19 protein-coding genes and 3 pseudogenes are annotated in these 24,237 nt (G+C 32.7%); 19 read left to right on the top strand and 3 right to left on the bottom strand.

Annotated elements, in window-relative coordinates; all coding sequences use genetic code 11:
* The first annotated feature begins 95 nt into the window (after positions 1-95).
* Both WN948_RS13590 and WN948_RS13595 read left to right on the top strand, forming a co-directional pair.
* A complete protein-coding gene (locus WN948_RS13590) occupies positions 96-872 on the top strand; it encodes a M48 family metalloprotease (protein ID WP_342304718.1) in 777 nt (258 codons plus the stop codon).
* 9 nt (positions 873-881) lie between these two features.
* Complete coding sequence (locus WN948_RS13595) at positions 882-1,118, top strand: hypothetical protein (RefSeq protein ID WP_342304719.1); 237 nt, start codon at positions 882-884, stop codon at positions 1,116-1,118.
* Between the two features lie 18 nt (positions 1,119-1,136).
* On the opposite strand, the gene artC is transcribed toward WN948_RS13595, so the two are convergent.
* On the bottom strand, positions 1,137-1,964 hold the full coding sequence (gene artC, locus WN948_RS13600) for an archaeosortase C (RefSeq protein ID WP_342304720.1): 828 nt from the start codon (positions 1,962-1,964) through the stop codon (positions 1,137-1,139).
* A gap of 735 nt (positions 1,965-2,699) precedes the next feature.
* On the opposite strand from artC, the pseudogene WN948_RS13605 reads away from it, so the two are divergent.
* From WN948_RS13605 to WN948_RS13685, 17 genes and pseudogenes are all read left to right on the top strand, one after another.
* Positions 2,700-3,485: pseudogene (locus WN948_RS13605) on the top strand (IS5 family transposase); the annotation flags it as partial.
* A 532-nt stretch (positions 3,486-4,017) separates the two neighbouring features.
* Positions 4,018-5,550 (top strand): group II intron reverse transcriptase/maturase, encoded by a 1,533-nt coding sequence (gene ltrA, locus WN948_RS13610; protein WP_342304721.1) that lies wholly within the window; start codon positions 4,018-4,020, stop codon positions 5,548-5,550.
* A gap of 99 nt (positions 5,551-5,649) precedes the next feature.
* Positions 5,650-5,754: pseudogene (locus WN948_RS13615) on the top strand (IS5/IS1182 family transposase); the annotation flags it as partial.
* Positions 5,755-5,763: 9 nt separating this feature from the next.
* Positions 5,764-6,663, top strand: a pseudogene (locus WN948_RS13620) (ISH3 family transposase); the annotation flags it as partial.
* A gap of 154 nt (positions 6,664-6,817) precedes the next feature.
* Positions 6,818-8,269, top strand: a complete 1,452-nt coding sequence (locus WN948_RS13625) for a lipopolysaccharide biosynthesis protein (protein ID WP_342304722.1) — start codon at positions 6,818-6,820, stop codon at positions 8,267-8,269.
* 67 nt (positions 8,270-8,336) lie between these two features.
* Positions 8,337-9,137: a hypothetical protein gene (locus WN948_RS13630; protein ID WP_342304723.1), complete on the top strand. Its 801-nt coding sequence runs from the start codon at positions 8,337-8,339 to the stop codon at positions 9,135-9,137.
* A gap of 21 nt (positions 9,138-9,158) precedes the next feature.
* The gene (locus tag WN948_RS13635) at positions 9,159-9,863 is read left to right on the top strand and encodes a PHP domain-containing protein (protein WP_342304724.1); all 705 of its coding nucleotides are present in this window, start codon (positions 9,159-9,161) and stop codon (positions 9,861-9,863) included.
* Positions 9,864-9,877: 14 nt separating this feature from the next.
* Positions 9,878-11,026: an ATP-grasp domain-containing protein gene (locus tag WN948_RS13640; RefSeq protein ID WP_342304725.1), complete on the top strand. Its 1,149-nt coding sequence runs from the start codon at positions 9,878-9,880 to the stop codon at positions 11,024-11,026.
* A 22-nt stretch (positions 11,027-11,048) separates the two neighbouring features.
* Positions 11,049-12,239, top strand: coding sequence for a glycosyltransferase family 4 protein (locus WN948_RS13645; protein ID WP_342304726.1), 1,191 nt, complete (start codon positions 11,049-11,051; stop codon positions 12,237-12,239).
* A gap of 53 nt (positions 12,240-12,292) precedes the next feature.
* Positions 12,293-13,342: a DUF354 domain-containing protein gene (locus tag WN948_RS13650; RefSeq protein ID WP_342304728.1), complete on the top strand. Its 1,050-nt coding sequence runs from the start codon at positions 12,293-12,295 to the stop codon at positions 13,340-13,342.
* Positions 13,343-13,365: 23 nt separating this feature from the next.
* Entirely contained in the window at positions 13,366-14,031 is a 666-nt protein-coding gene (locus WN948_RS13655; protein ID WP_342304729.1) for a WbqC family protein, read from the top strand.
* 13 nt (positions 14,032-14,044) lie between these two features.
* On the top strand, positions 14,045-14,695 hold the full coding sequence (locus tag WN948_RS13660) for a PIG-L family deacetylase (RefSeq protein WP_342304730.1): 651 nt from the start codon (positions 14,045-14,047) through the stop codon (positions 14,693-14,695).
* Positions 14,696-14,737: 42 nt separating this feature from the next.
* Positions 14,738-15,862 carry a glycosyltransferase family 4 protein gene (locus WN948_RS13665; RefSeq protein WP_342304731.1) on the top strand — a complete coding sequence of 375 codons (1,125 nt, stop codon included), beginning with the start codon at positions 14,738-14,740 and terminating at the stop codon, positions 15,860-15,862.
* A 124-nt stretch (positions 15,863-15,986) separates the two neighbouring features.
* Positions 15,987-16,874 (top strand): glycosyltransferase family 2 protein, encoded by an 888-nt coding sequence (locus WN948_RS13670; protein ID WP_342304732.1) that lies wholly within the window; start codon positions 15,987-15,989, stop codon positions 16,872-16,874.
* Positions 16,871-18,394, top strand: coding sequence for a hypothetical protein (locus tag WN948_RS13675; RefSeq protein ID WP_342304733.1), 1,524 nt, complete (start codon positions 16,871-16,873; stop codon positions 18,392-18,394). The genes WN948_RS13670 and WN948_RS13675 overlap by 4 nt, the downstream gene beginning before the upstream one ends.
* A gap of 106 nt (positions 18,395-18,500) precedes the next feature.
* A complete protein-coding gene (locus tag WN948_RS13680) occupies positions 18,501-20,033 on the top strand; it encodes a hypothetical protein (protein WP_342304734.1) in 1,533 nt (510 codons plus the stop codon).
* A gap of 15 nt (positions 20,034-20,048) precedes the next feature.
* Positions 20,049-21,230: a glycosyltransferase family 4 protein gene (locus WN948_RS13685; RefSeq protein WP_342304735.1), complete on the top strand. Its 1,182-nt coding sequence runs from the start codon at positions 20,049-20,051 to the stop codon at positions 21,228-21,230.
* A 187-nt stretch (positions 21,231-21,417) separates the two neighbouring features.
* Here the strand turns inward: WN948_RS13685 and WN948_RS13690 are convergent, their stop codons facing one another.
* Together WN948_RS13690 and WN948_RS13695 are read right to left on the bottom strand one after the other, a co-directional pair.
* The gene (locus tag WN948_RS13690) at positions 21,418-22,605 is read right to left on the bottom strand and encodes a TDP-N-acetylfucosamine:lipid II N-acetylfucosaminyltransferase (RefSeq protein ID WP_342304736.1); all 1,188 of its coding nucleotides are present in this window, start codon (positions 22,603-22,605) and stop codon (positions 21,418-21,420) included.
* A gap of 80 nt (positions 22,606-22,685) precedes the next feature.
* Positions 22,686-24,137: a lipopolysaccharide biosynthesis protein gene (locus WN948_RS13695; RefSeq protein WP_342304737.1), complete on the bottom strand. Its 1,452-nt coding sequence runs from the start codon at positions 24,135-24,137 to the stop codon at positions 22,686-22,688.
* Positions 24,138-24,237: the final 100 nt, after the last annotated feature.

Genomic DNA, 24,237 nt, shown 5'->3' on the forward strand with positions numbered 1-24,237 from the left:
GAGGGTTCTCTATTAAAAATAAGGTATGGATATATTTTCTGTTTTTCATAGTCTTTCTGCCCATAGTCTCTCTGATATTCTATCTTGGAGGTTCCATGGCTGGGTTAGTAAGCTTGCTTGTTATTTATGTGTTAAGCAGGCAAATCTATCTTTCAGCTTCCAAATTAATCATGAGGTGGTACGGATGTGAATATATGTCTCCCACAGAATATTCAGATTTACACTATATATTGAATGAACTTTCAGAAAAGTTTTCTATAGAATGCCCAAAGAGTCATATATTTGATTCATCGACTCCAATTGTCTTTACAGTAGGTTCCAAAAAAAAATATGACATTGTAATGTCCTATGGACTTCTGGAACTTTTAAATAATGATGAATTGGAGGCTATGCTCGCACGTGAGATGGCACGTATCTCCGAGGGAAATGTGTCCCATAACACTTTTGTGGCCTTTGTTGCAGGTATCATTGCTTCTTTCTCCACGGTCGCCATGTGGATGTCCATGCTTGGAGGTTTCGGGCAGGAGGGAGATCCTGTACCCAAGTTCATACGGTTTGTCGCAATGGGTCTGGTAATGCTCCCTGCTGCTCTGATCGTATACATTGGATCGGTGGATTCAACTTTACATTCAGATATAGTGGCTGTCAGGACACTGGGAAGCAAACAGTATCTTGCTTCAGCCCTGAAAAGGGTGTATAACGACATTAATCTGAATTCTGTTGAATATTTCAATCCCGGTCATGTTCATCTTTTTGCAATGAATCCTGTTAAGGTGAATTCACTTTATGATATCCATCTATCTTTATTTGAGGCAAAACTGGATCTTCGGCAGCGCTTAAAGGCCGTTGACGGAGTAGATATACTGAATTGAGGTACTATCATGTTCTCTGAGATAAATTATCTTTACACAAGTCTTGCGGACTGGCAAAAAGCACTGATGTTCAGCTTTATTTCCTACGCTGTGGTTCTTTTTGGTATCATTGTAGCCATTACATTTATACTGAAGGATTTCAAGTTCCTTCTTGTATTCGGTATCACTTTTGTATATATGGGTGGCCTGACAGTTACTATTTTTGTAACCAGGCGAATATTCAAAAAAAGGTTGATAGAACGCTGATCGTTCTTCATATGTTTTTCATTTCTTCTTGTTCATGATGTACATTATACCGCCTGCGGTCAGGGCGAAGATAATCCATCCTATATGTGTGTGGACAATCATCATCACATCCATACCATAAAGGTACGCTGTAATGTATAGTATTATTACCCTAACAAGATTTGCAAGGTATGCGACCAATACTGCCAGTCCAAGAAGCCTTAAAGATTGACTGATATCCATTCTTTCAATCCTTGAATATCCTGCAACTATGCCTATGAGCAAGAACATAGAGTAAAGGCCTGAGCATGGTCCGCCAATGACAATAGTCATGGGTTCGGCTCCGTATAGGATTACAGTCTCAGTTGATATAATTTCTACAGGGATGCCAAAGTATTTTATGATGGAAACTGTTGGCATAAGCACAAAATAATGGTCGAAGATATGCAGGAAATCAATCTTTAAGAGGCCAAAGGCTGAATAGAATATCAGGTACAAGGCTGTGAAAATAGAAGAAATGTAGAACCCGAATTCTCCAAGCTGCTTTATGTCTTTCTTATTCGTTCCCATTGCAATAAGTGATGCTCCTACAAAGAATACTATTGAGTCGAGAGTGCCTATGTTGCTCTTGTTGATAAAGTTATATACGAGGTCGGCAGCTACGATGAACCCACCTATCAGGAAGTAGTTCCTAGAACTTTTTATGCCTTCAGTTCCTGTTATTTCTATTCTGGATATCAGTAGTGCTGCCAGAACAAAGAGTATGATTCCCATAATTGTGGATCCTTCACTGAGCTCGACTGTAGCTCCTGTGAAGAGTGCAAGTACTATTAGAATAATTATTATGTTTTTGTTTTCATTTTTCATTTTTTACCCTTCATTTATGTAGTTATTTCTCTGGTCCTTAAATAAATATAACTTTACTGATGAGTGTGAATGAAAATATTTTTGTTAGGATAAAGTTGAGATTATTTTTTGGGGTGTATAAAAACTTGTATTTCATATATCTCAATGGTTTAAATAACTATCAGGATGTTAAATCAATAAAACTATTTTATATAATTCTCTCTTCTATATGCATGAAGAAGCTGTGCTTCTCAGTTTTTGATTCTGCAAGAGTCATCATTTAAGTTTTGTTTTACTGATATTACCATATAAGTACAGTAGTTCGCTAATTTTGACTACTTAACCTCACCAATGCTCTGCGATAGTATTAATATGCAGCGAAAACGCCGCTCGATGTCATTTATAGCATTCAATTCAAGGACCAATCCTAGAGTTGAATTGAGACCAAAACAATGTATTGAAACTGTTCTAAACCTCTTACTAATCATATCAACATCAAGATCAATGGTTCACTTGACCGTAAAGACCTGTTTTGCACTGCCATATGCATGGCAGTGGACAATAGTCCAGTTCATTCCACATCAAAATATTACCAAGAGATTCCTTGTGAAACATCTTTAAGACATCATCTTAAAAAAATAAATCTTGGGCTCTGTAGAAAACCTACTTCCAATTTTATTTTGACATCATAATTTAAAAAGGATAAATCCCCTGAGTATTACTTGCGACAGAAACACAAAAGGGGATGATTGTGTTTTGCCTAATAAGTACTTAAAGTTTGTTGATACAGCGCTAGCTGTATCAGGAAACTCACATCTTCAGATTTATAGTTGTAAATATTCTAAAAGAAAATACACTCAACACCAGCTATTGACATTGATTTTGTTGAAAGAATACATCAATGAGGATTATCGGGATATAGTTGAAATTGTAGAATTAATGGATAAAGTCAAAGAGAGAATTAGACTTAAACAGGTAACACATTTCACTACTCTTCATAAATTCATTACAAGATTGAATTCAATCTATTTTAGTGGATTGTTGCAGCAAACACTAAAACTGTTTTATTCTCATGGAGAGATGATAGAAATTACTGCTATTGATTCAAGTGGGTTTACTAGTGGCCATTGTAGCTACTATTATTCATGGAGGACAGGAAAGAAGCGTAGATCATTCTTGAAAACTAGTATTTCCATCGATACTGGAAAATTCATCATTACTGGTTTTAAGATACCAGGTAAACCTGTGCATGATGCAAAGCATGCGATGAAATTACTGAAATAATGCCATAAAACTCGCAAATCGAAGTACTACGTGATGGATAAAAGATACGATTCAGAAGACATACATTTGCTAGCAAAAGATAACCTCCAAGCAATAGCTATGATTCTGCTAAGACAGAGAAAAAGAAAGAAAATCAAAGGAAAATACCGTAGAAAAATGGTATGTGAATTTGATGAGGAATTGTATCATAACAGGAATCTGGTAGAAACGATGTTTTCTGTTCTGAAAAGAAAATACGGGAAAGAAATCAGAGCAAAAGTGTGACAAGAAGTTACAATATGAATTGCTTAACAGCTATTCCTTCCATTCGGGATAATCCTACTGTGGGATGCATAGAATGGTAACATCATTGTGTTAAGCTCACAGGACAATGTGGAAAGCAAGGAATTCCAATCCTTGACTATCTGCTAGGATAAGGAAACTATGAAGAGTATAATGCAAATCATCGTAAGGGTCGTTATGATTGATAAGCGAAATGGAATGATACGCTTAGACCAAAAGGTATGGAATCAGGCCATAATGGTTTTTTGCACATTATGGAGAATGGACACAGATTCCCGGCCTATAGATGGCTTCTAAGGTTTCCGTGATTATTCATATTATAGAACTTGGTAAGTCCCATGTGCTCCTGTAAAAAAAAAAAAAAGGTAGTTAATTCGTGAGAATGAACAATAGCACAGGGGATAAAGGAAACGGTAGAAAGCAAATGGCAGTCTGTAATGGAGTGCATAGAGGTTCAAAATTTGCCTTGTCCCGAAAGGGAGCAGACTTACCGTAGGTGTTCTATTACATGAAAGGAGGCAAACTTATGAATGCAAGATACTCGACTACACCATCAGGTGAGAGGCTTGCAGACAATTCAATCCCATTCAAGTGGGAGGACATCGACTGGAAAACAGTCGAAGGGAACGTTAATGAGCTGCAAGCCCGAATTGTAAAAGCGGTTAGACAAAAGAAGTGGCATTTAGTTAAACGACTACAATACCTGCTTACCAATTCTTTTCATGCCAAATTATTGGCAGTAAAGAAAGTAACACAGAACAAAGGTAAAAGAACAGCTGGAATCGATGGAGAAAAATGGACAACATCCAAATCTAAGATGAAAGCCGTTCTAGAACTGTCTGGTAAGAGCTACAAAGCTAAACCATTGAGAAGAATCTATATTGAGAAACAAGGAAAGAAGAAAAAACGACCATTAAGCATTCCTACAATGTACGATAGAGCAATGCAGGCATTATATGCTTTTGCTTTAAGCCCAATAGCAGAAACCACAGCAGACAGAACATCATTTGGATTCCGTAAATATCGAAGTTCAAAAGATGCAGAAGCTCAATTGTTCGCATGTCTGAGTAAAAGAAACTCTGCTCAATGGATTTTGGAAGGCGACATAAAAGGATGCTTTGATCATATAAATCACGAATGGCTCTTGAACAATATTCCTATGGACCGGTCAATACTAAAGCAATTCCTTAAAGCTGGTTTTGTGTATAATAGACATCTGAATCCCACCAAAGCAGGTACTGCTCAAGGTGGAATAATATCTCCAGTACTGGCAAACATCACATTGGACGGTATGAAAAATGCAATAGCATGCAAATATCATACAAACAGGAAGGGAACTATTAACAAAAAAAGTTATAATTCCCATAAAGTCAATTTTGTGAGATACGCAGATGACTTTATCGTCACTGCTGATTCAGAGGAAGTGGCTAAAGATATTGCTGAGGTTATCAGACTATTCTTGAAAGATAGGGGTTTAGAACTATCTCGTGAGAAAACTCTTGTTTCACACATAGACGATGGATTTGACTTCTTGGGATGGAATTTCCGGAAATATAATGGTAAACTTCTAACCAAGCCCTCGAACAAATCTATTGAGAATATCACAAAAAGCATTAGCAACGTGATTAAGAAAGGTAAAGCTCGGTCTCAGAGTTCTCTCATTAAGGAACTCAACCCTATTATCACTGGATGGAGCGAATATCACCGTTCAGTTGTCTCTAAAAATACGTTCAGTAAGCTTGATTCCAGATTATGGGATATGCTATGGACGTGGGCTAAAAGGCGGCATCCAGATAAATCACACCACTGGATAGTAGATAGATATTGGCATAGGGTAGGGTCAAGGAAATGGGTATTCTCCACAGAAGGGCTTAAACTCAAATCTTTTGCACATACAAAGATTGTAAGACATCCACGCATAAAAATGGATAAGAACCCATATGTAGACAAAGAATACTTTAAATGGAGAATAAGCTATCTGAGAAAACAGAAACTAGTGGCGTCGAAGCAAAATATCATGGAAAGTCTAACAACTGCCTGATACTTAAAGGGTTATAGAATGCTTGAGCCGTATGAAGAGAAATTTTCACGTACGGTTCTTAGAAGAGGGAGGGCGAGTAATCGCTCTTTCTTATTCGACAAGTACTGGAATCAAGCAAAAGAGATCAAATTCAAGTTATTAGTGCATAACCTTGACAGGTATGTCAAGGTTGTACTTATTATGCAAATGAGGATTTCTACAGAGCTAAATCTTGAAGAGCTTATCCAGGTAAATAGAAGTATTCTACTTCAAGGTCCAATAAGTGATATGAGACCTGAGAAAAAGTATGAATTCGCTATCGATTTTACCAATGACCCTTATTACGGAATAATAGACTCGTCCAATGAAAACTATGTGATAAGCATTCAGGCTAAAAAGTCAACAAACTCTTTTTATTCGTATGTTTCCCTGTCTATCATAAACAAGAACGAAAGATACACTATCGCTGTCCTTCCTGTTGAGAGGAACAAAACAAAAGTTGATTATCTCACCTATTTCACAGATATAACTAAGTATCTAAACTTCAGCATCAAGGTCCTTTGTTTATATAGGGAGTTCTATTCAGTTAATGTGTTTGAATTCTTACAGAACAAAGAAATTCCTCATATCACACATGTAGTACGAAAGGGAAAAGAGATCAAGCAATTACTTATTGGGAGAAAGGTGAGATATGCTAAATATGAGATGAAGAATGCTCAGAAGAAAGAAGTTCGGTTAGATATTGTTATTGACGTCAAGTATCTGAAAGGTAAAAGGGATAAAAATGGATGTAAGAGCCTTGTTTTTGTAGTTTATGGTATTAAGTGGGATCCCAGAAAGGTTAGCACAGTCTACAGAAAACTGTTTGCTATCGAATCATCGTACAGGATGCGAAATATCGTAAAACCAAAAACGTCAACAAGAAACGTTACTTTCAGGTACTTCTTTACGTTAATATCGTTCCTGCTAAAAAATGCATGGCTCTGCCTCCATAAAAAGCATTTCACAGTAGTAAAACCAGGTCCAATAACTATCGATGAAGACAAATTTAGGTTTGATAGGTTTATCCTGTTTGTTGGGGGATGGCTTAGAAGAAAGTTGAAGATTCAGTTAGTTGTGCAGTGTTTGAGGTAGAATAATTGCGATAAAAGCAAAGGGGAGAGAAAATTAGCGAACTACTGAAGTAGGAATATCTTTAAAAAGATAAATATCTATTACTATACTACTATATGGGATTTTGTTCTCATTGTTTGTGAAAATGTCTTAATAATTATTGATAGCAATTACTATGTCTCTTAGGAAAAAAGCTTATAGTGGTATTTGGTGGGTAATTATATCTACTATATTTTCAAAACTAATAAATTTACTAACAAACATATCTTTAGCAAGGCTTCTTGACCCTTCTCATTTTGGAATCGTTGCATTAGCTCTAGTTTTCATCAATTTTTTTGAAACATTTCGTGATTTGGGCATAGGTTCAGCATTAATTCACAGATCAGATAATAATTCAATTGCACAAAATACTGCATTTTTCATTTTTCCTTTTGCAGCAGTATTTTTCTATATATTATGTTATTTAATTTCTCCATATGTAGCTCTTTTTTTTAAGAGTGATGGATTAGACCTTATTATAAAAGTATTGTCATTATCTCTTATTTTATGGTCTTTTGGAAATTTGCCAACAACTTTACTAGCAAAAGAACTTGAGTTTAAAAAATTGCTTTATCCTCAGATAGTCCCAAAATTGGGATATGCACTTGTATCTATTGTATTGGCAATTCAAGGTTTTGGAGTTTGGAGCCTTGTTATTGGAAGAATTAGCCTGGAAATATTAAGTTTAATAATTGTTTGGCATGTTATTGATTGGAGGCCAAAATTAGAATTTGATAAAAAAACTGCCGTAGAACTTTTAAAGTATGGTAAATATGTACTGGGTACGTCGTTGATTGCTTTTTTATCATCTGTGTTCGATGTTGTAGTAATAGGAAGGGAATTAGGGGCTGAAACATTAGGTTTTTATTCAATAGCACTAACAGTAGCAAGCTTTTTCACAATACAAATATCTCATGTAATTTATCAAGTGGTGTTCCCTGTTTTTTCCAAACTTCAGCATGATATGGATAAAATGAAATCAGTATTTTTAAACTCTCTGAAATATCTCTCATTTTTCATTTTTCCTTCTGCAGCTGGAATAATTGTAGTCTCAAACCAATTTATTAATGTTTTTTATGGTAGTAAATGGCTTCCTGCTGTTCCTCTTATTCAAATATTGTGTATTTATGGTTCGGCTCAATCAATTTCGAAGGTAACATCTTCTGTATATTTGGCAAGTGGTACTCCTCATAAATCTACGATGATAAATATTTTACATTTGTTTTTTATTATGATTTTAATATATCCACTTACTATTGCATACGGTGTTGTTGGGACGAGTTTGGCTGTAACAATTTCTTCAACGATATCTTTATTTTTTAGTTTGAATCAAGTTAAAAAAATACTATTATGTTCATACGCAACTATATTTAAGGTTTTAGTTTACCCTTTTGTGGGATCTATAGCAATGTTCATTTTTGTTATTTTAATACAAGAACTAATTTATTTGTATAGTGATATTTTTATTTTCATTGTGTCTATGATTAGCGGTATATCTTTTTATTTATTGTTTCTATTATGTGTGCAGTTTAAGGAAATTAAAACGATTGCTAATTATGTTTCAAATTATTTAATATTGAAGAGTTAGCAATGTTTAAATATGTAGGATAATATATTATTATTTAATATACTTCATCAGATTGGGGGTAAGAAAAATGACTCGTGACTTTACTTTAGATGCATATTTACAACTGCTAGAATGTATCAAAGAAACTAACTATTCGTGTAAAAATGTCCGTGACTATACTTATAAATCTTCTGGTAAATGTATTATATTGCGTCATGATGTAGATCGTGATATTAAAAGGGCTTTGGATATGGCTGAATTGGAGTATAATTGCGATATTTCATCGACTTATTATTTCAGGCATACTAAGGATGTTTTTGTGCCAGAAGCCATGAAAAAGGTTGAGGATATGGGTCATGAGGTTGGTTTTCATTATGAGGTACTAGATAAATCACACGGTGACTATGGCAAAGGTATCGCTATTTTTGAAAATGAATTAAATGAATTCAGGAAATTTGTTGTTGTGGATACTATTTGTATGCATGGTAATCCCTTTGCTCATTGGTCGAATAAAGATATTTGGAATGAATATGATTTCGAATCCTATGGTCTCATAGCTGAGCCTTATCTATCGCTAGATTACTCAAAAATATTTTACATGACTGATACTGGTAGGAGTTGGGGAAACATTGCAAGCAGGGTCAAAGATGTTGTGGATTCTTCGTTTAATTCTCAAGTATTAAATGAATTCGGACCGGTGAACTCTACAACTGATTTGATAAAGTTGATTAAATCGCAAAAAGTATCTCAAATATGTATATTGTCTCATCCCAATAGGTGGTGTAATGATATTAAAGGGTGGTCAAAAGAGCTAGTTACGCAAAAGATTAAAAATGTTGGTAAAAGATTAATCGTGCAATATCGACAGATAAATACATTTAATCAATAATGACTTCTAATAATGGGTATTATGTTTGAAAACAATTATTTATTTGATTTTCATATACACACAAAATATTCTCCCGATTCATATAGTGATCCTGTTAAAATTATTAAAATGGCTAAAAGGAGAAATTTATCGGGATTTGCAATTACTGATCATAATACTATCAAAGGAGGGCTTATAACCAAAAAAATGTTGGGTAATGATGAAGAACTTACTGTGATAGTTGGGTCTGAAATTCAGACTGACAAAGGTGAAGTGATAGGATTATTTTTATCAGAAGAGATTGGAACATTTAATTTTCATGAAGTGTGTGATTCCATAAGGGATCAGGATGGGGTTATTTTACTTCCCCATCCATACAGAAATAAACTTGCGAATCCAGAAGATCTTATTAATAATGTTGATATAATAGAAAGTGTCAATGCAAGAAATTCCAAAGAGTTAAACTCAAAATCAATCAACTTGGCAAGAATGTTTAATTATCCTGTTGTTGCAGGAAGCGATGCTCATATTCCTTATGAGGTTGGTCAAGTAAAGACATTGTTACCAAAGGATATGTTCATTTTAGAGGAAGATGATATTAAAAGTAAAATAACAAAAAACCAATTGATTATCGATGGCTCTGAGTCATCTTTTGTACCAAAAACGTATAGTAAGGTTCTTGGTAAGTACAAAAAAGGAGGATTTAATTCGTTAATTAAATCATCTGCTAAATATTTAATTAGATAAATGTAGTGAATACCATGAGTGCAATAGTAACAAATGCAGCTAGTTCTAAATGCTTAGTTGTAACTAGAAGTTTGGGCAAAAGAGATATTGATGTAACTACACTAGGCTATAATCGCTTTTGTCCTACTTTTTATTCAAAATATTCTAATAACTATTTGATGGTTCCTTCTCCTAAAAACTTTCCAGCAGAGTACATTAAACAACTTGTGAAGGTAGTTAATAGTGGTAAAATAGATGTCTTGATGCCTGTTAATAGTGTTGATACTTTATTAATTTCAAAGTTTAAGTACAAATTTACACCTTATATCAAAGTACCCTTCAGTGATTATGATCAAATGCTTCAGTTACACGATAAGGTACAATTATCAAAGATCGCCGGTGATTTGGGTCTTCCTGTTCCAATTTCATACGAAATTAGCTCTATGGATGAACTCAAAAATGTCGCTTCATCTGCAGAATATCCACTTGTTATTAAGCTAAGAAACACTACTAGTAGCGTTGGAATAAGCTATGCTCATACGCCTGAAGAATTCGTTTTTAACTTCAAAGAAACAATCGAAAAATTCAATCTGACTCCTAATCAATATCCTTTAGTGCAGGAATATATACCTGGTGATGGTTATGGTGTATCAAGCTTGTACAATCAGGGAGATTTGAGAGCTTTCTTCGTTCACAAAAGACTAAGAGAATATCCTGTTACTGGTGGTCCAAGTACTCTAAGGACAAGTGTAAGACATTCTAAAATGGAAAAAATATCTCGTGAATTACTAGAACACATGGGGTGGCATGGACTTGCAATGGTTGAGTTTAAATTGGATTCTAGAACTAATAAGCCTTATTTGATTGAAGTAAACCCTCGTTTTTGGGGGTCAATAAATCAAGCGGTTTCAAGTGGAGTAGATTTTCCTAATTTGCTATATGATATGGCAGTTGAAGGGGATGTTCAGCCTGTTTTTAAGTACAAAGAGGGTGTCAAAACAAGATCTCTTTTCAATGATCTCCGGTCTTTTCCAGGTTACTTTAGGAAATCAAAGAGTCGTACTGAGCTCATAAAGGATTTTATTAAATTCAAAGAACATGATTTGTATTATGATGTCTTGTCAACTGAAGATGTTTTACCATCTTTGTTTTTCTCTTGCAGAGGTTTATTAAATAGGTTCTAAAAGTACAAGTGGATTGAGAAAAATGAAATCAAAAAATGAAATGAATGTTTTAGTTATATTTAATTCACTTCTAGGAGTAATTGGGGGAGGAAGTCGTCATATTGTGGAGGTAGTTGATTGCTGGATAAATTCCCATAACGTAGATTATCTAATCTCAAATGCGGGTTATGGCGTAGCAAAAGACCATCTTTCACATAATAGTTCTTCTAGGAAAAAAATAGTGACTTATTTTGTACCATTTGATAATTTTCGTTTTTTTTTTATTGCCTACGTTTCAAGGACTATTGTTTCTTCAATACTATCTCTCAAATTAAAAAGAAAATACGATATAGTTATTGCACCAAACTATTTACCTCAAAATATGATTCCTGCAATTTTTTTTAAACGCAAAAATTCTAAACTGGTTGTGTATTTTCATACCACGCCTCCATATTTAAGAAAAAAATATCTTGATAAAATGAGTTATATGCGACGAAAAGTTTCATATTTGAATTGGACCCTTTGTGTATCGTTGGCAAAAAAATATTTTGATTTGATGTATGTATTTAACAATGATACTAAGCAATATATGATTTCTAAAGGAATACCTGAAAATAAAATATGTTTGATGTACAATGCCATTCCTTATAGTTCCATTCTTTCTATAGAAAGCACCAGTAAAGAATATGATGCTGTATTTCTCGGAAGAATCGTTTCAAATAAGGGTATTTTTGATTTAGTCAAGATCTGGTCTTCTGTAATTAAGAAATATCCTACAGCTAGGTTGTGTATTTTAGGCAATGGTCCTGACTTTAATAAGCTTAAATTGGAAATTGATAAAAATAATTTGGGGAATCACATTGTTCTTAAGGGACAGGTTGAAGGGGAGATCAAATATAGATTAATGAAAAAGTCAAGGGTTTTTCTTTACCCTAGTTACTACGAAGCACAGCCAATTGTCATATATGAAGCTCTTGCATGTGGATTACCAATTGTTGCATATAATCTGGATACATATAATGAATTTTATGGTGATTTCATTCAAAAAGTACCGATTTATGATGCTGAATCAATGGCTATGATTGTTATTGATATTCTTTCCAATCCACTAAATTACGCCAATCTTGCAAAGAAAGGAATGGCTTATGTAGCTAAAAATGATTGGACAAAAATTGCTCAATTGCAAGAAAATGAGATGAACAAGTTATTTATGCATGAAAATCAGTTAGAATGAATAACTCTTTCATGATTAGCTAAATTTAAGTAGGGATCTAGAATATGAGGTTGATGATTGGTGTATCTCATCCAAAGCATGTGTTAATATTCAAAAACCTAGTGCAATCTTTAATTGCAGAAGGCAATGATGTTTTGGTAGTTGCGGTTGACAAAGATATAACTCTTTACTTGCTTTCAAAATTCAATATTCCTTATATTGTTATTGGAAAAAATCAAAAAGGACTGCTCAGAAAACTTTTATATATTCCTTGGTGGGTATATCTAACTTTCAAGTCTGCAAAAAGGTTTAAACCTGATATTTTTGTGGGTCGTGCAATTCCACATATCGCTTATGTTAGCTGGCTCTTCAAAAAACCTTTTATTATCTTTGAAGATACTGAGATAGCAACTGCTGTTCATAAAATAACTTTTCCATTTGCTAAAATGATTGTAACACCTTCCTCTTATCAAGACAATCTGGGCGAAAAACATGTTAAATTCAAAGGTTTTTTCGAGCAATGCTATCTTCATACCTCTTACTTTGAACCAGATTCTTCTGTGTTACAGGAGCTCAACATTAAAGAAAATGAATGCATTATTCTTGTAAGGTTTGTTTCATGGAATGCGAGTCATGATATAAATGATTCTGGTTTTTCTAATAAGATTGATCTGATTAATTCATTAATCAATTATGGTAAAGTAATCATTTCGTCTGAAGACAAATTACCCACTGAACTAGAGACTTATTGCTTTAATCTTCCATATGAAAAAATGCATCACTTGATGTTTTATTCTACTTTATTTTTGGGTGAAAGTGCTACTATGGGAGCTGAATGTGCAATGCTTGGTGTTCCCTCTATATTTGTATCTACTTCAAGGAGAGGTTACACTGACATATTGGAATCTCAATATGGTTTGCTATATAATTTTTCTGGAGGTTCTGAATCTCAGAAATTTGCATTAGAAAAGGCAATTTCGATTTTGTCTGATTATCAAAATTCAGTGGAATGGAAAAATAAAATGAAGTATATGGTAGATGATACTATTGATGTCAATAAATTTATGGTTCAATTAATTCAAGATGTTTTTAGGGAAAGTTTTAATGATTGTTCACATAAATAAGATAAATCGATTTAGGAGCCCACATGACTACTGTATCTATTCATCAACCTAATTATTTACCATACCTTGGTTTCTTTGATAAAATGGCTAATTCAGACATTTTTGTTATTCATGATGATGTTCAATTTAATCGTCGTGATTTTCAACATAGGAATAAAATCAGAACATTTGATGGCTGGAAATGGTTAAGTATTCCTGTGAAAAAAAAAACAGGATATATTTTTGACATTGACATAAATAATGATAAACAGAATAATTCGGCCAGTTGGAGTGAAATTCATTACAGAGAAATATATGCAAATTATTCACATTGTCCATTTTTCTCAGAATATGAAGATGAATTATTTTCAATCTATAATACTAAACATGAAAAACTAATTGATTTTAATATGTCGTTAATTAAATTTTTAATTGAGGCATTTGATATTGATGTCGAATTGGTATTTGCAAGTAAATTTGGATTCAAATCATCATCTTCTGAAAAAATAATTGAACTTGTGAGTGCTTTAGGTGGGGATTGCTATATTTCTGGAATAGGAGGTTATAATTACCTTGACACATCTATATTTGGAAATATCGAAGTTGTTTTCCAGAATTTCAATCATCCTATTTATCCTCAGCGTTTTGAAGGCTTTGAATCTAATATGTCTTCAATAGATGCGCTTTTCAATGTAGGTATAATTCCTTAAGGAGAATCAATAAATGAACAAAAAAAGAAATGTATTGGCAGTTGGAGCTCATGCAGATGATGTCGAAATAGGGTGCGGTGGAGCTGTAGCAAAACACATAGAAGCAGGAGATAAGGTGGTTATTTTAATAATGGCTGAATCCTCATATACTTCTTATGATGGAGCAGAATTGAGGTCTTCTTTTGAAGCTGAACAAGAAGCCAAGGATGCAGCTGAAATATTAGGTGCTGACTTGTTAAATCTTGGATTTGAAACAAAGAATGTACCTTATTCTGGTGAATCTGTTGAAGCCATCAATAAAGTAATTGATGATTATTCAATAGATGTAGTATATACTCATTGGTATCACGATACTCACCAAGATCATGTTCGTACAACTCAATCTGTAATATCTGCTGCAAGGTATGTAAAAAATATTTATATGTATGAGCCTGAGTATCCATCCGGTAGATCTTATTTAGGTTTCAGAAATCAATATTATATTGATGTAACTTCTACATTTGATAAAAAAATTCAATCGCTAAAAAAGCATCAAAGTCAGGTAGCTAAGTATGGGGAGGATTCGTTCTTGAATGCTATCCGTGCAAGGGCAGAACATAGGGGATATGAAATACAGACAAAGTATGCAGAATGTTTTGAAATTTTAAGGATGATGGGATTTTAACAAAAGTCACCACATTTAATAAAATATGGAAATAAATGGTTTATGTCTCTTAATAAAAATGACTTGTGGGTTATTGTCACTCCCTATTGGCTACCTGTTCTTGGCGGTGTGACCAGTTGTGTCGTAAATTTAACTCGACAACTGGAATCATTTGATGGTTCCGAAGTTGAAGTTATTTCACTTGAGGGTGAATCAGATTCGAGTAGTATACATATATATGGCAGTAGGAATAAAATCATTTTTTTAATGGATGCTTTTTGGAAAATTAAAAGATTGAAACCACAAATATTACATTCTCATTCTTGGTGGTATACATATTTGCCTTGCCTTGTGTATAAATTTCTGCATCCTTCGGTAGTTTTGATTCATACATTCCATACTGATCCTTTAATTTCCAAAAGATTGTCTTTGTCATCAAAGATAAAGAATTGGTTATTTACATCTGCTTTGAATCAATCCAATGCTATTACATTTGTTTCAAAAGATACATTAGACAAATACAATCTTTTAGGCAAATTTAAGAAGCCTACTAAAGTTATTCGCAACGGTACATCAATTCCACATATCACTTCTCAGGAGATAGAAGCGTTTAAATCTAAGCATTTACAAAACAGTAGTTATCCCGTTGTTTCTTGGGTAGGTCTTTTTGTACACAAATTTAAAGTAGAAGGTTTGATTCTTTTAATTGAAGCCTTTAGAATAGTGTGCAACAAGTATTGTGATGCTAAATTGATTGTTGTAGGCGATGGTCCCTTTAGAGACAATGTTGAAAAGCAAATTCAATTATTTGGATTACAAGACAATGTTATTATGACGGGCATGTTAAAAAATGTTTATCCATGTTTTGTTTTAAGCGATATTTACGCTCATATTTCGTTTCAAGAAGCCTGCCCTCTTACTATTCTTGAGGCAATGTCTGTAGGTACTCCTGTAGTTTCATTGAAAGTAGGTGGCATTCCTGAAATAGTAACTGATGGTGAAAATGGTTCTCTTGTCGATGATAATGCTAATATGATTGCAAATGGGATTATCAGCTTATATGAAAATAAAGATATGGCAAATAATTATAAACTGAAAGCATACGAATCAATTAATAAAGAGTTTAATTGGGAATATGTTGCTAAACAATATAGCGAATTAGTTGATTTATTACGAACTAATACCTAAATGATTATGGAAAACTTTGAGTTGTATATGGTTGATTATATGCATAAATTATGAAGAATTAAATTATACTATAGATTGAAAGCGATGCATTAAATAGGTTAAATCATTTATTATTATGTTAACTATGTTAGAAAAATACATCTTAAATACCGCATGTAAAAATGAAGCAGATAATTTGATACAGCTTATAGATTCAGTATTATCACAAACAATAACGCCACTTATGTGGGTTATTGTTGATGATGGAAGTACTGACGACAGTAGAATAATCATCCAGAAAGCATCTGCTGATCATGAGTGGATTCACTATGTTTTTCTAGATGATGCTTATAAAAGAGACTTAGGTCAACATTTGGCTCAAGTTGTACAAGATGGTATTGATTATGCCATTTCTGATTGTGAAAGCAAAAATGTTACTTATCACTTCATTGGAAATTTAGATGCTGATCTGACATTACCAAAAACATTTTTTGAAAATTTATTGTATGAATTTGAAAAAGATTCTTCTTTAGGTATTGCAAGTGGTGGACTTCAACTTAAAAGAGGGGATAGTTTTGTCTACATTGACCATCTACCAAACGATGAACCTTCTGGTGGACACATGTTGATTAGAAAATCATGCTTTGAAGATTGTAATGGCATACCTATTTCCAAATCGTTTGATAGTGTATTGAAAGCAAAAGCAAGGATTAAAGGATGGAGTACAAAAAGGTTTGAAGATAATATAGCAACTGAAAAACGAGATGTTTTCAATGCTGAAGGGTACTGGAATGGATATGTAAAGTACGGAGAAAGCAGTTATTATTTAAATTTCCATCCAATTCATGTTTTTAGTAAGAGTGTCATATGTACTTTTATTTATCCATATTATATTGGTTTTGCTTTCTTATTAGGCTACCTGAAGAGTTTTATTTTGTTTAAAGAAAAAATAAAGGATGAGGAAATAAAGAAGTATTTTTGGAACAAGTGGAAGTTAGCTTATGCTAGAAGGATAAGAAGGTTAAAAGCATGATAATGTCAAAGTCGCAAAAAATTCTATTATTATTTTTGATTGTAGTTTTGAACATAGTTATTCGGCTTCAGGCAATTTCATTGGAAATAGGTATTGATTCATTTTTCATCCATTTGATGACAAATTCTCTTTCCGAATTTGGATCTGCTAAATGGTGGCTTCATCCATTGTCAGTCCCTGGATTATACCCGTATTCCTATACAAGTACTCTTCAATATCTGTTATCTGGTGTTCATCAGATGACAGATATGAGCATGAATAGTGTTATTTTACTATATGGGATGTCTGTTGGCTTACTTGGAATCTTTTCAGGTTACCTCATCGGCTTTGCTATTGATCCAGATGACGATTTATACAAAATATTATGTGCGTTTGCCTTTTCTTTTGCTCCGTCTGTAGTTGGTTATTCGACTTGGACAATACCTACTAGAGGTCTATTAATAGTATTTGGCCCACTCTTTTTTTATATGTTAGTAAAATCTCTTATAAGCAAGAAATATATCTTTCTAACATTAGTTATTTGTCTATTTCTTTTTGTAACACATCATTTATTTTATTTCCTTCTACCTCCTCTTTTAGGTTATGCTTTACTAAGAATTCTTAATTTGTACAGTAAATACAAAGGTGCAGTATTTATTGACGAGAGGTTTCATGCAGTTATTTATTTATTTGGTTTCATATTAATGTTTTCGATTCCTTTTGTCACAGGAAAGTTTGTTGAACAATCCCGATATATGTTTTTTGATGTTCATTATATTCGATATATCGGTGTCCCAATTATTTTTGTATTTGGTGGTATAGTTTCTTTGATTTTTAAACCAAATAAAAAGTTCACTGAAAAATTTTTATTACTATCGCTTGTGTTACTTACTTTCTTTATCTTTCAATTGACTTATATGAAAATGTTTGCTCCTGTTATTGCTATTCCTTTTGCAATACTTGGGCTAAATAATGCTTATAAGACAATTCCTAAAAAAAAGTATTCGGCCATATTGCTTGCTTTTTTCTTAATAAGCAGTACCATTTTTGTAGGATATTTCCAGTTCTTGCACGAATATAGTTTTTCTAGAAGGCAAATGGATGAGAACACGTATATCACTGGAACATGGATGAAAAATTATTGTAATGGATCAGCAATTTCAAACGATGATTTGTTAGGAATGAGGTTATTTACAGTTTCAGAACACGTACATTTTTTAGTTATGTCTTCAGTTATTGATCATATCTACGGGTTTATAGGCTCAAATGTTTCAGAGTTCAAGCGTTTCCCGTTAACTTCTGATAATTTTTGGCTTAATGGGTATGAAGGTCCTGATCCTGGTAATTATTTATGGGCAGATCTGAACAGAATGCAGAAAAATCCTATTGATTATAACATAAGTTATGTAGCTGAGAATGACCGTGCTTATGGACAAATTGTTTGGTCTCATAGCCCTAGAGCTTCCGATCTTATTGCTTACTCAGAAAATAACGCTGATAATATATATAGTAGTGGAGAAATTTCAATTTGGTACCTTTAAGGTAGGCTTCCTATTAAAAGTAACATTTGTTATTGCTTTTTAGTAAAGATGCTAAAATATAAATGAATTAATGGTGACATTATTTATTATTGTTCAATGGTGGAGTATGAATTACTTAAATATCTATGTAAAAAAATTAAGACGTAACATTTGTAGATATGTGCTTCGTTTCAACCTTAAAAGAAAGTCTCCACATTCTCTTAAAACAGGTTTCAACGGTAAGAACATTATAATACCTTTTCCAATGACTATCACAATTGATGATGTAGGCAGAAAAAAAAGCTGGAGGATGGACAATTCTGATCATATCTTAGATGATTATCTTAATCTTATTTTCATAGGGAAAAGTGTAGGTACTCGTTTAATGTGTGCATTTATGATTGCTCAATTTGATAAAAATAATAGCTGTGCTAAATATCCATCAACAACTATTGATGGAGATAATTGGGATAACGGTACAGAATTTACTTTTCAAGATCAAATAATGGATGTAGTTAAAAACAACAGTGCTTTTATTGAATATGGTTTGCATGGTGTTGACCATCGTATGTACTGGGATTCTGAATTGGTTCCAGATGGTCTGGGAGGTCCAAACAAAGATGCATTTGCACACTATGGTGAATGGTATGATGCAGGTGGATTAAAACCATGGAATAAAAAAGCTGTGAAGGAACATCTTAAGTGCTTTTATGAAATTTCGTCTGGGTACAATATTTCTTTTCCAATTAGTATGATTCCACCACATAATGCTTATTATTTCAACCCAAAAAGTGATGAATCTACTGGCTTCATGATGGCAGAATATGGTATTAAATACGCCACAACTGATTTTTTTAAAATTGCAAACCTACTTCCAAAAGAAGGTCTTTTAGATAGGGTTTTGCTTTTACATCGTGATTCGGGCAATATACCTCATGATGCAGTAGGTAAAGTTGCAGAAGAATTTGTAAATACTACTTCAATTATGACACATTTTGGAAATTTCTATTCAGAAGATTCTTTATCTAATAGACAAGTTGCAGAGGAATGGATTCAATGGTTTGATATTGTCAAGGGATCAAGCAGTCGATATATTCCAAAAAATACAAAACAACTGAATTCTCAATGGATATATTGTAAGTACGCTAAGTTAGACATACACAATAATTACATCATAATAGATACCTCTTCAGTTCCACAAATGTATTATGATGATGGTTTCGTGGGTAATTTGCTTCTGAAAATATGTCTGGATAAAGGGATGCATATTTCTGATGCACAAATCGATGACAATTTGATAGTTGGTTATTACGAAGAAAGGGGATACGCTCACATTATATTACCCCCATTAAATCGGGGAATTCATAAATTAAATTTAAAGTTTTCGAATGATTATCCTTCTATAGCTGTTTTGAATAATGGCACTTATAACGTTCTTTCCTTTACTTTTGGTAAAGAAGAATGTTCCTTTTGTTTGGAGACATATGGGACTCAAGATGTTACTATCAAAATTCCGCGAAGTCCAAAAGAAGTTATCTCATCAAATAAAAATGTTATAATTAATTCCTTTTTATATGATGAAGAGTTACAGCTTTTAACTATAAACATAACTGCAATTAATATTCAAGGGAATGAAGCTCTTGTAATTGTAAAATTATAAGTTGGATTTGATTATATGAAAATAGCATATTTAATTAATTATCAATTGTCTCTTGATCTGCCAAGAGGTGATGCAATTCACATCAATAATGTTGTTCGAAATATATCTTTCTATGGGAATGATGTTTTTATTGTCAAAAAAGATGTATCCTCTACTTCATATATTAGCAATCAAAAGAAAATCTATTATGTAGGTGCTGTTCCAGGATTTGGTTTATTTTCCCATTTATATTATAGCTTAAAGTTCTTTAGAGATTTTTTCTCGATAATCAGAGAAGAAAAGCCTGATGTCATTCATGAAAGAGAAGTTAGCTGGAGAACATATTTTAATTTAGGAGGATTAGCAGTTGCAGCTATCTGCAAAATTCCATATTTTGTGGAAGTAAATGCTCCTATATGTTATGAGAGGGGTATCCACCATTCAGCGATCTCACGGAAATTAGAAGGGCTTTCGGAAAAGTTCATTTTCAAATTAGCAGACAGGGTAATTGTAGTTTCAACGGTTTTAAAGAATTATATTGTTTCTTCTTATGGAATAAATGAAGAAAAGGTAGTTGTGGTTCCGAATGGATCGGATGAGAACATTTTCAATCCAAATATTGATGGAAATCACATACTAGATAAATATGGTCTCAAGAATAAAACAGTTGTTTGTTTTTCGGGCTCTCTTGAACAAGAATGGCAGGGGATTGATATTTTGTTGAAAGCTGCAGCTTCGATTGAAGCTATAGATCCTAACATTAAATTTTTGATAATAGGTGATTATTCTAATGTTATTGATTTAGTTGAAGTGGCACCAAAAAATGTTGTTTTCTCAGGAAGGATCAAGCATGCAGATATTAAATTTTACCTTGCTGCATCTGACATACTTTTGGCACCATATATATTGAAGAATGAATTTGCAAATGTTGGTTTCTATAATTCTCCAATCAAATTATTTGAATATATGGCAATGGGAAAGTCAATTATTAGTTCAAATATGGGACAGATAGCAGAAATCATTCAGCATGGTGAAAATGGTTTATTAATTGAACCTGGCGATTCCGCTCAATTAGCAGAATATATCCTTAAATTGGCAGATGATTCTGCTTTGAGATTCAAGCTGGGATATAATGCACGCATGGCGCTTGAAGATAAATATACCTGGAAAGTGAATGCTAAGACTATAATGAAATTGTACGAAGAAGTAAATTTATAAATAAATTTATGAAATAGACTGGTTAAGAAATTGTAGGATAATGTAATCTAAAGATAAATTCATTATTAAATCCTTTGATAAGTCTTTTCCAAGAATTGGTGTGATGAAAAGAATATTTCAATCGGATATTTTCTCTTTATTATCCTCCAATTCACGACCGATAAATCTGTTTTGTAAATGTAAAATATTAATAATCATTAGTGTTTTTTTGTGAAGATGACATTATACTAGTTATCAACTTTCCGGTTTTCTCAATTCCATGTTCTTCACGATACATTGACTTTATAACTCGCTTATTATTTTCAATATCCTTTTTCGATAAAGATAAGTCCAACAGCGAAGGATTATTATATAATTCATCGATAGTGAATAATACTGCTCCTTTTTCTTTATAGTGCATATATATTGGATTCATTTTGTTTAAATATATTTTAGCACCCATATACATCATAGCTGTAATGTTACCTAATGCCTGTTGTCTATGATGATTCATTATTACATTTGAGCATGAGCTTATTAAATGCATGTATTCTTCATATGGCATAAATTCTTCAACACTATAAAATTTTATCCCAAAGTAACATTTGCCTTTGTTTTTTAAGATAGTCGCATAAAAGCGATCACCATAACTTAATGGGCATATTATTTTTTTCCCTTTCAAATCTTGATTATTAAGAAAATCAAAGATTTCTATATGGTTATTTGTGGGTGTAGCACTATTTCCCACTAGTATATTGTTACTGTTTAGATTTATGTTTTCAATTTTACCTTCAATTAGTTTAGATGTACTTCCATAGTTCCACTCAATAAAAATTGGAAACTTGGAGTTAAAATTCTGGGCAACCATAAAATACTCATTTTTTAGAACAGGTGAAAAAAAAGCAATTTTGCTAATGACCTGTTTTTTACCCATATTCATATAAAGTTTATTTTTGACCCAGTGTTTAAACTTGAGAAAGATATCATCTTTTGTATTATCCATCTTGCTTATAATTAATTTTGTCTTCTCTTGATATAAGCTATCTTCGCTATCACATATAAGGTCATAATAATCATAACCCATTCCAATCCATAGAAATTTTAATTTAGGATTTGCATGTGCTACTAGTTCTTGGTTGTATTTGTTAAGGGAATGAAGAACGATAAAATTGTATTTTTCTAGTTTTTTCATGAAATAGGGATTTTTAAATGAAAAAGGATCGATAAAAGTAACCGGTGTTTTTTTGATATAATCTAATTTTTTCGTCCTTGATGGTAAAAAAAATGTGTTACAAGATGGAGCTACCAATTCAAAAAAATAGTATGCAGAATCTATGAATTTTTCATCTGGTACAAGATGAAGAATGCTAATATCATTGTATGCTTTAGTAACCATGTTCTAATCAAATTCCATATGGTTCGTGTTATAATATGTATGATTCTATACTATATTTATTATATCATTTAAATTGTATCCTATTTTCTATTTGATAATTTTAAATTTTGTTTAAATACTTGTTTGATTATTTTAAATGACTCAAATTTAAGAATACAACTGGCTGATAGGTATGTAATAATTGCCAGAGTCGATAGCAGTATTAGTTCAGCACATGCTGGTAGGATTGATAGGGATACAGCAAAATAAATACAAATGCTAATAGTAAAAGACAGTACCAATTCTGGGAGAAAATCAAAAATTTGTTCATTGATTGAATAGTTGATTAATTTGCCTGAATAGTAACTATTCGGGATATAGACTAAATATGAAGATATTACTTGGCCTATGAGAATTCCTATTACTCCATATTTTATACTTGGTAATAGAATTATTATAACAATTGCTTTTTTAACGAGTTCTATGTAAAGAAAAAGATCAGATCGCCCTTTCACTTTAAGAATATTTAAGTTTATTGAATGCAATGGATACATTACTCCTCCAATACAAAGGAGCTGTAAATAAGGTACTGCAGGCAACCATTGTTCATTCAATAATATTCTGAAAAGAGGTTCTGCTAAAGCTGCCATAAAAGTCATTAATGGAAATAAAAGATAAACAGTGCTTTTAATTATTTTCTTATATCCCATTTTCAATTTAAGCTCATCTTTTTGTAATGTTGACAAAGCAGGATATGTAACGGTTTGTATGGATCTAACAATCTGATTAAGAACTAATTCTCTTATCTTTTTGGCAAAGTAGTAGTATCCTGCAGTTGAAGCTAAAAATAATTTTGCAATTACAATTATGTACAAATTCTGAAATATAATATCAATTAAGCCAGATGCAAACAACTTTGATCCAAAACCAAACATTTCTTTAAATGAGTTTCTACTGACTTTTCTTGTTGGCTTCCAGAGCTTCAATGACCACAAAAAAAATGTCACTAAGAGTGAGTAAACTATCATCTGGGTAATCAATGCCCATACACCAAAACCCATTGCTGCCATAGTAATGGCAATTATTCCTGATATGATTGTTGCAGGTAAAGTTGCCTTAAGTTTCAATTTAAACTTAAAATCACGACTGAGGGCAGATATTTGAACGATTTGGAACGAATTTATAATTATTGTTATTCCTACTACACGAATGAGAGGAATAAGCCTTGCTTCTTCATAGAATGCAGCTACAAATGGGGCTGATGAGAACAAAAATATATAAGCCAATATACCCAGTAAGATATTTGCATAAAAGGCTGTATTAAAATCTTCTTGTGTGATATCCAACTTTCGAATAAGTGATTGATCAAACCCCGACTCCATTAATTGATTAGCTATGGCAATGAACACAGCCATCATTCCAACCAAACCATAATCATCGGGTGTCAAAAACCGAGCAAGAAGAAGAGTTATTACTACTCCAATTCCTCTTTTACTCATCTGTTCAGCAAAGTTCCAGATGACTCCGATTGTAGTTTTATTTGAGAGTGACATGTATAGTTATCTTAGTTTAAAACGTACTGTTGAATTATCTTGTACGAGAGGAATCTCACAGCTTCATGAAGAAATGTATAATTTTATCTATTTTTATGGA

Origin of the sequence: Methanolobus sp. ZRKC5, from assembly GCF_038446525.1 — an archaeon.
Classification (GTDB): domain Archaea; phylum Halobacteriota; class Methanosarcinia; order Methanosarcinales; family Methanosarcinaceae; genus Methanolobus.

What these genes read in the sequence shown, in the direction of transcription:
- WN948_RS13590 (WP_342304718.1), top strand. Translation starts at nt 96, where the DNA reads ATGGCTGGGTTAGTAAGCTTGCTTGTTATTTATGTGTTAAGCAGGCAA.
- WN948_RS13595 (WP_342304719.1), top strand. Translation starts at nt 882, where the DNA reads ATGTTCTCTGAGATAAATTATCTTTACACAAGTCTTGCGGACTGGCAA.
- artC (WP_342304720.1), bottom strand. Translation starts at nt 1,964, where the DNA reads ATGAAAAATGAAAACAAAAACATAATAATTATTCTAATAGTACTTGCA.
- ltrA (WP_342304721.1), top strand. Translation starts at nt 4,018, where the DNA reads ATGAAAGGAGGCAAACTTATGAATGCAAGATACTCGACTACACCATCA.
- WN948_RS13625 (WP_342304722.1), top strand. Translation starts at nt 6,818, where the DNA reads ATGTCTCTTAGGAAAAAAGCTTATAGTGGTATTTGGTGGGTAATTATA.
- WN948_RS13630 (WP_342304723.1), top strand. Translation starts at nt 8,337, where the DNA reads ATGACTCGTGACTTTACTTTAGATGCATATTTACAACTGCTAGAATGT.
- WN948_RS13635 (WP_342304724.1), top strand. Translation starts at nt 9,159, where the DNA reads ATGTTTGAAAACAATTATTTATTTGATTTTCATATACACACAAAATAT.
- WN948_RS13640 (WP_342304725.1), top strand. Translation starts at nt 9,878, where the DNA reads ATGAGTGCAATAGTAACAAATGCAGCTAGTTCTAAATGCTTAGTTGTA.
- WN948_RS13645 (WP_342304726.1), top strand. Translation starts at nt 11,049, where the DNA reads ATGAAATCAAAAAATGAAATGAATGTTTTAGTTATATTTAATTCACTT.
- WN948_RS13650 (WP_342304728.1), top strand. Translation starts at nt 12,293, where the DNA reads ATGATTGGTGTATCTCATCCAAAGCATGTGTTAATATTCAAAAACCTA.
- WN948_RS13655 (WP_342304729.1), top strand. Translation starts at nt 13,366, where the DNA reads ATGACTACTGTATCTATTCATCAACCTAATTATTTACCATACCTTGGT.
- WN948_RS13660 (WP_342304730.1), top strand. Translation starts at nt 14,045, where the DNA reads ATGAACAAAAAAAGAAATGTATTGGCAGTTGGAGCTCATGCAGATGAT.
- WN948_RS13665 (WP_342304731.1), top strand. Translation starts at nt 14,738, where the DNA reads ATGTCTCTTAATAAAAATGACTTGTGGGTTATTGTCACTCCCTATTGG.
- WN948_RS13670 (WP_342304732.1), top strand. Translation starts at nt 15,987, where the DNA reads ATGTTAGAAAAATACATCTTAAATACCGCATGTAAAAATGAAGCAGAT.
- WN948_RS13675 (WP_342304733.1), top strand. Translation starts at nt 16,871, where the DNA reads ATGATAATGTCAAAGTCGCAAAAAATTCTATTATTATTTTTGATTGTA.
- WN948_RS13680 (WP_342304734.1), top strand. Translation starts at nt 18,501, where the DNA reads ATGAATTACTTAAATATCTATGTAAAAAAATTAAGACGTAACATTTGT.
- WN948_RS13685 (WP_342304735.1), top strand. Translation starts at nt 20,049, where the DNA reads ATGAAAATAGCATATTTAATTAATTATCAATTGTCTCTTGATCTGCCA.
- WN948_RS13690 (WP_342304736.1), bottom strand. Translation starts at nt 22,605, where the DNA reads ATGGTTACTAAAGCATACAATGATATTAGCATTCTTCATCTTGTACCA.
- WN948_RS13695 (WP_342304737.1), bottom strand. Translation starts at nt 24,137, where the DNA reads ATGTCACTCTCAAATAAAACTACAATCGGAGTCATCTGGAACTTTGCT.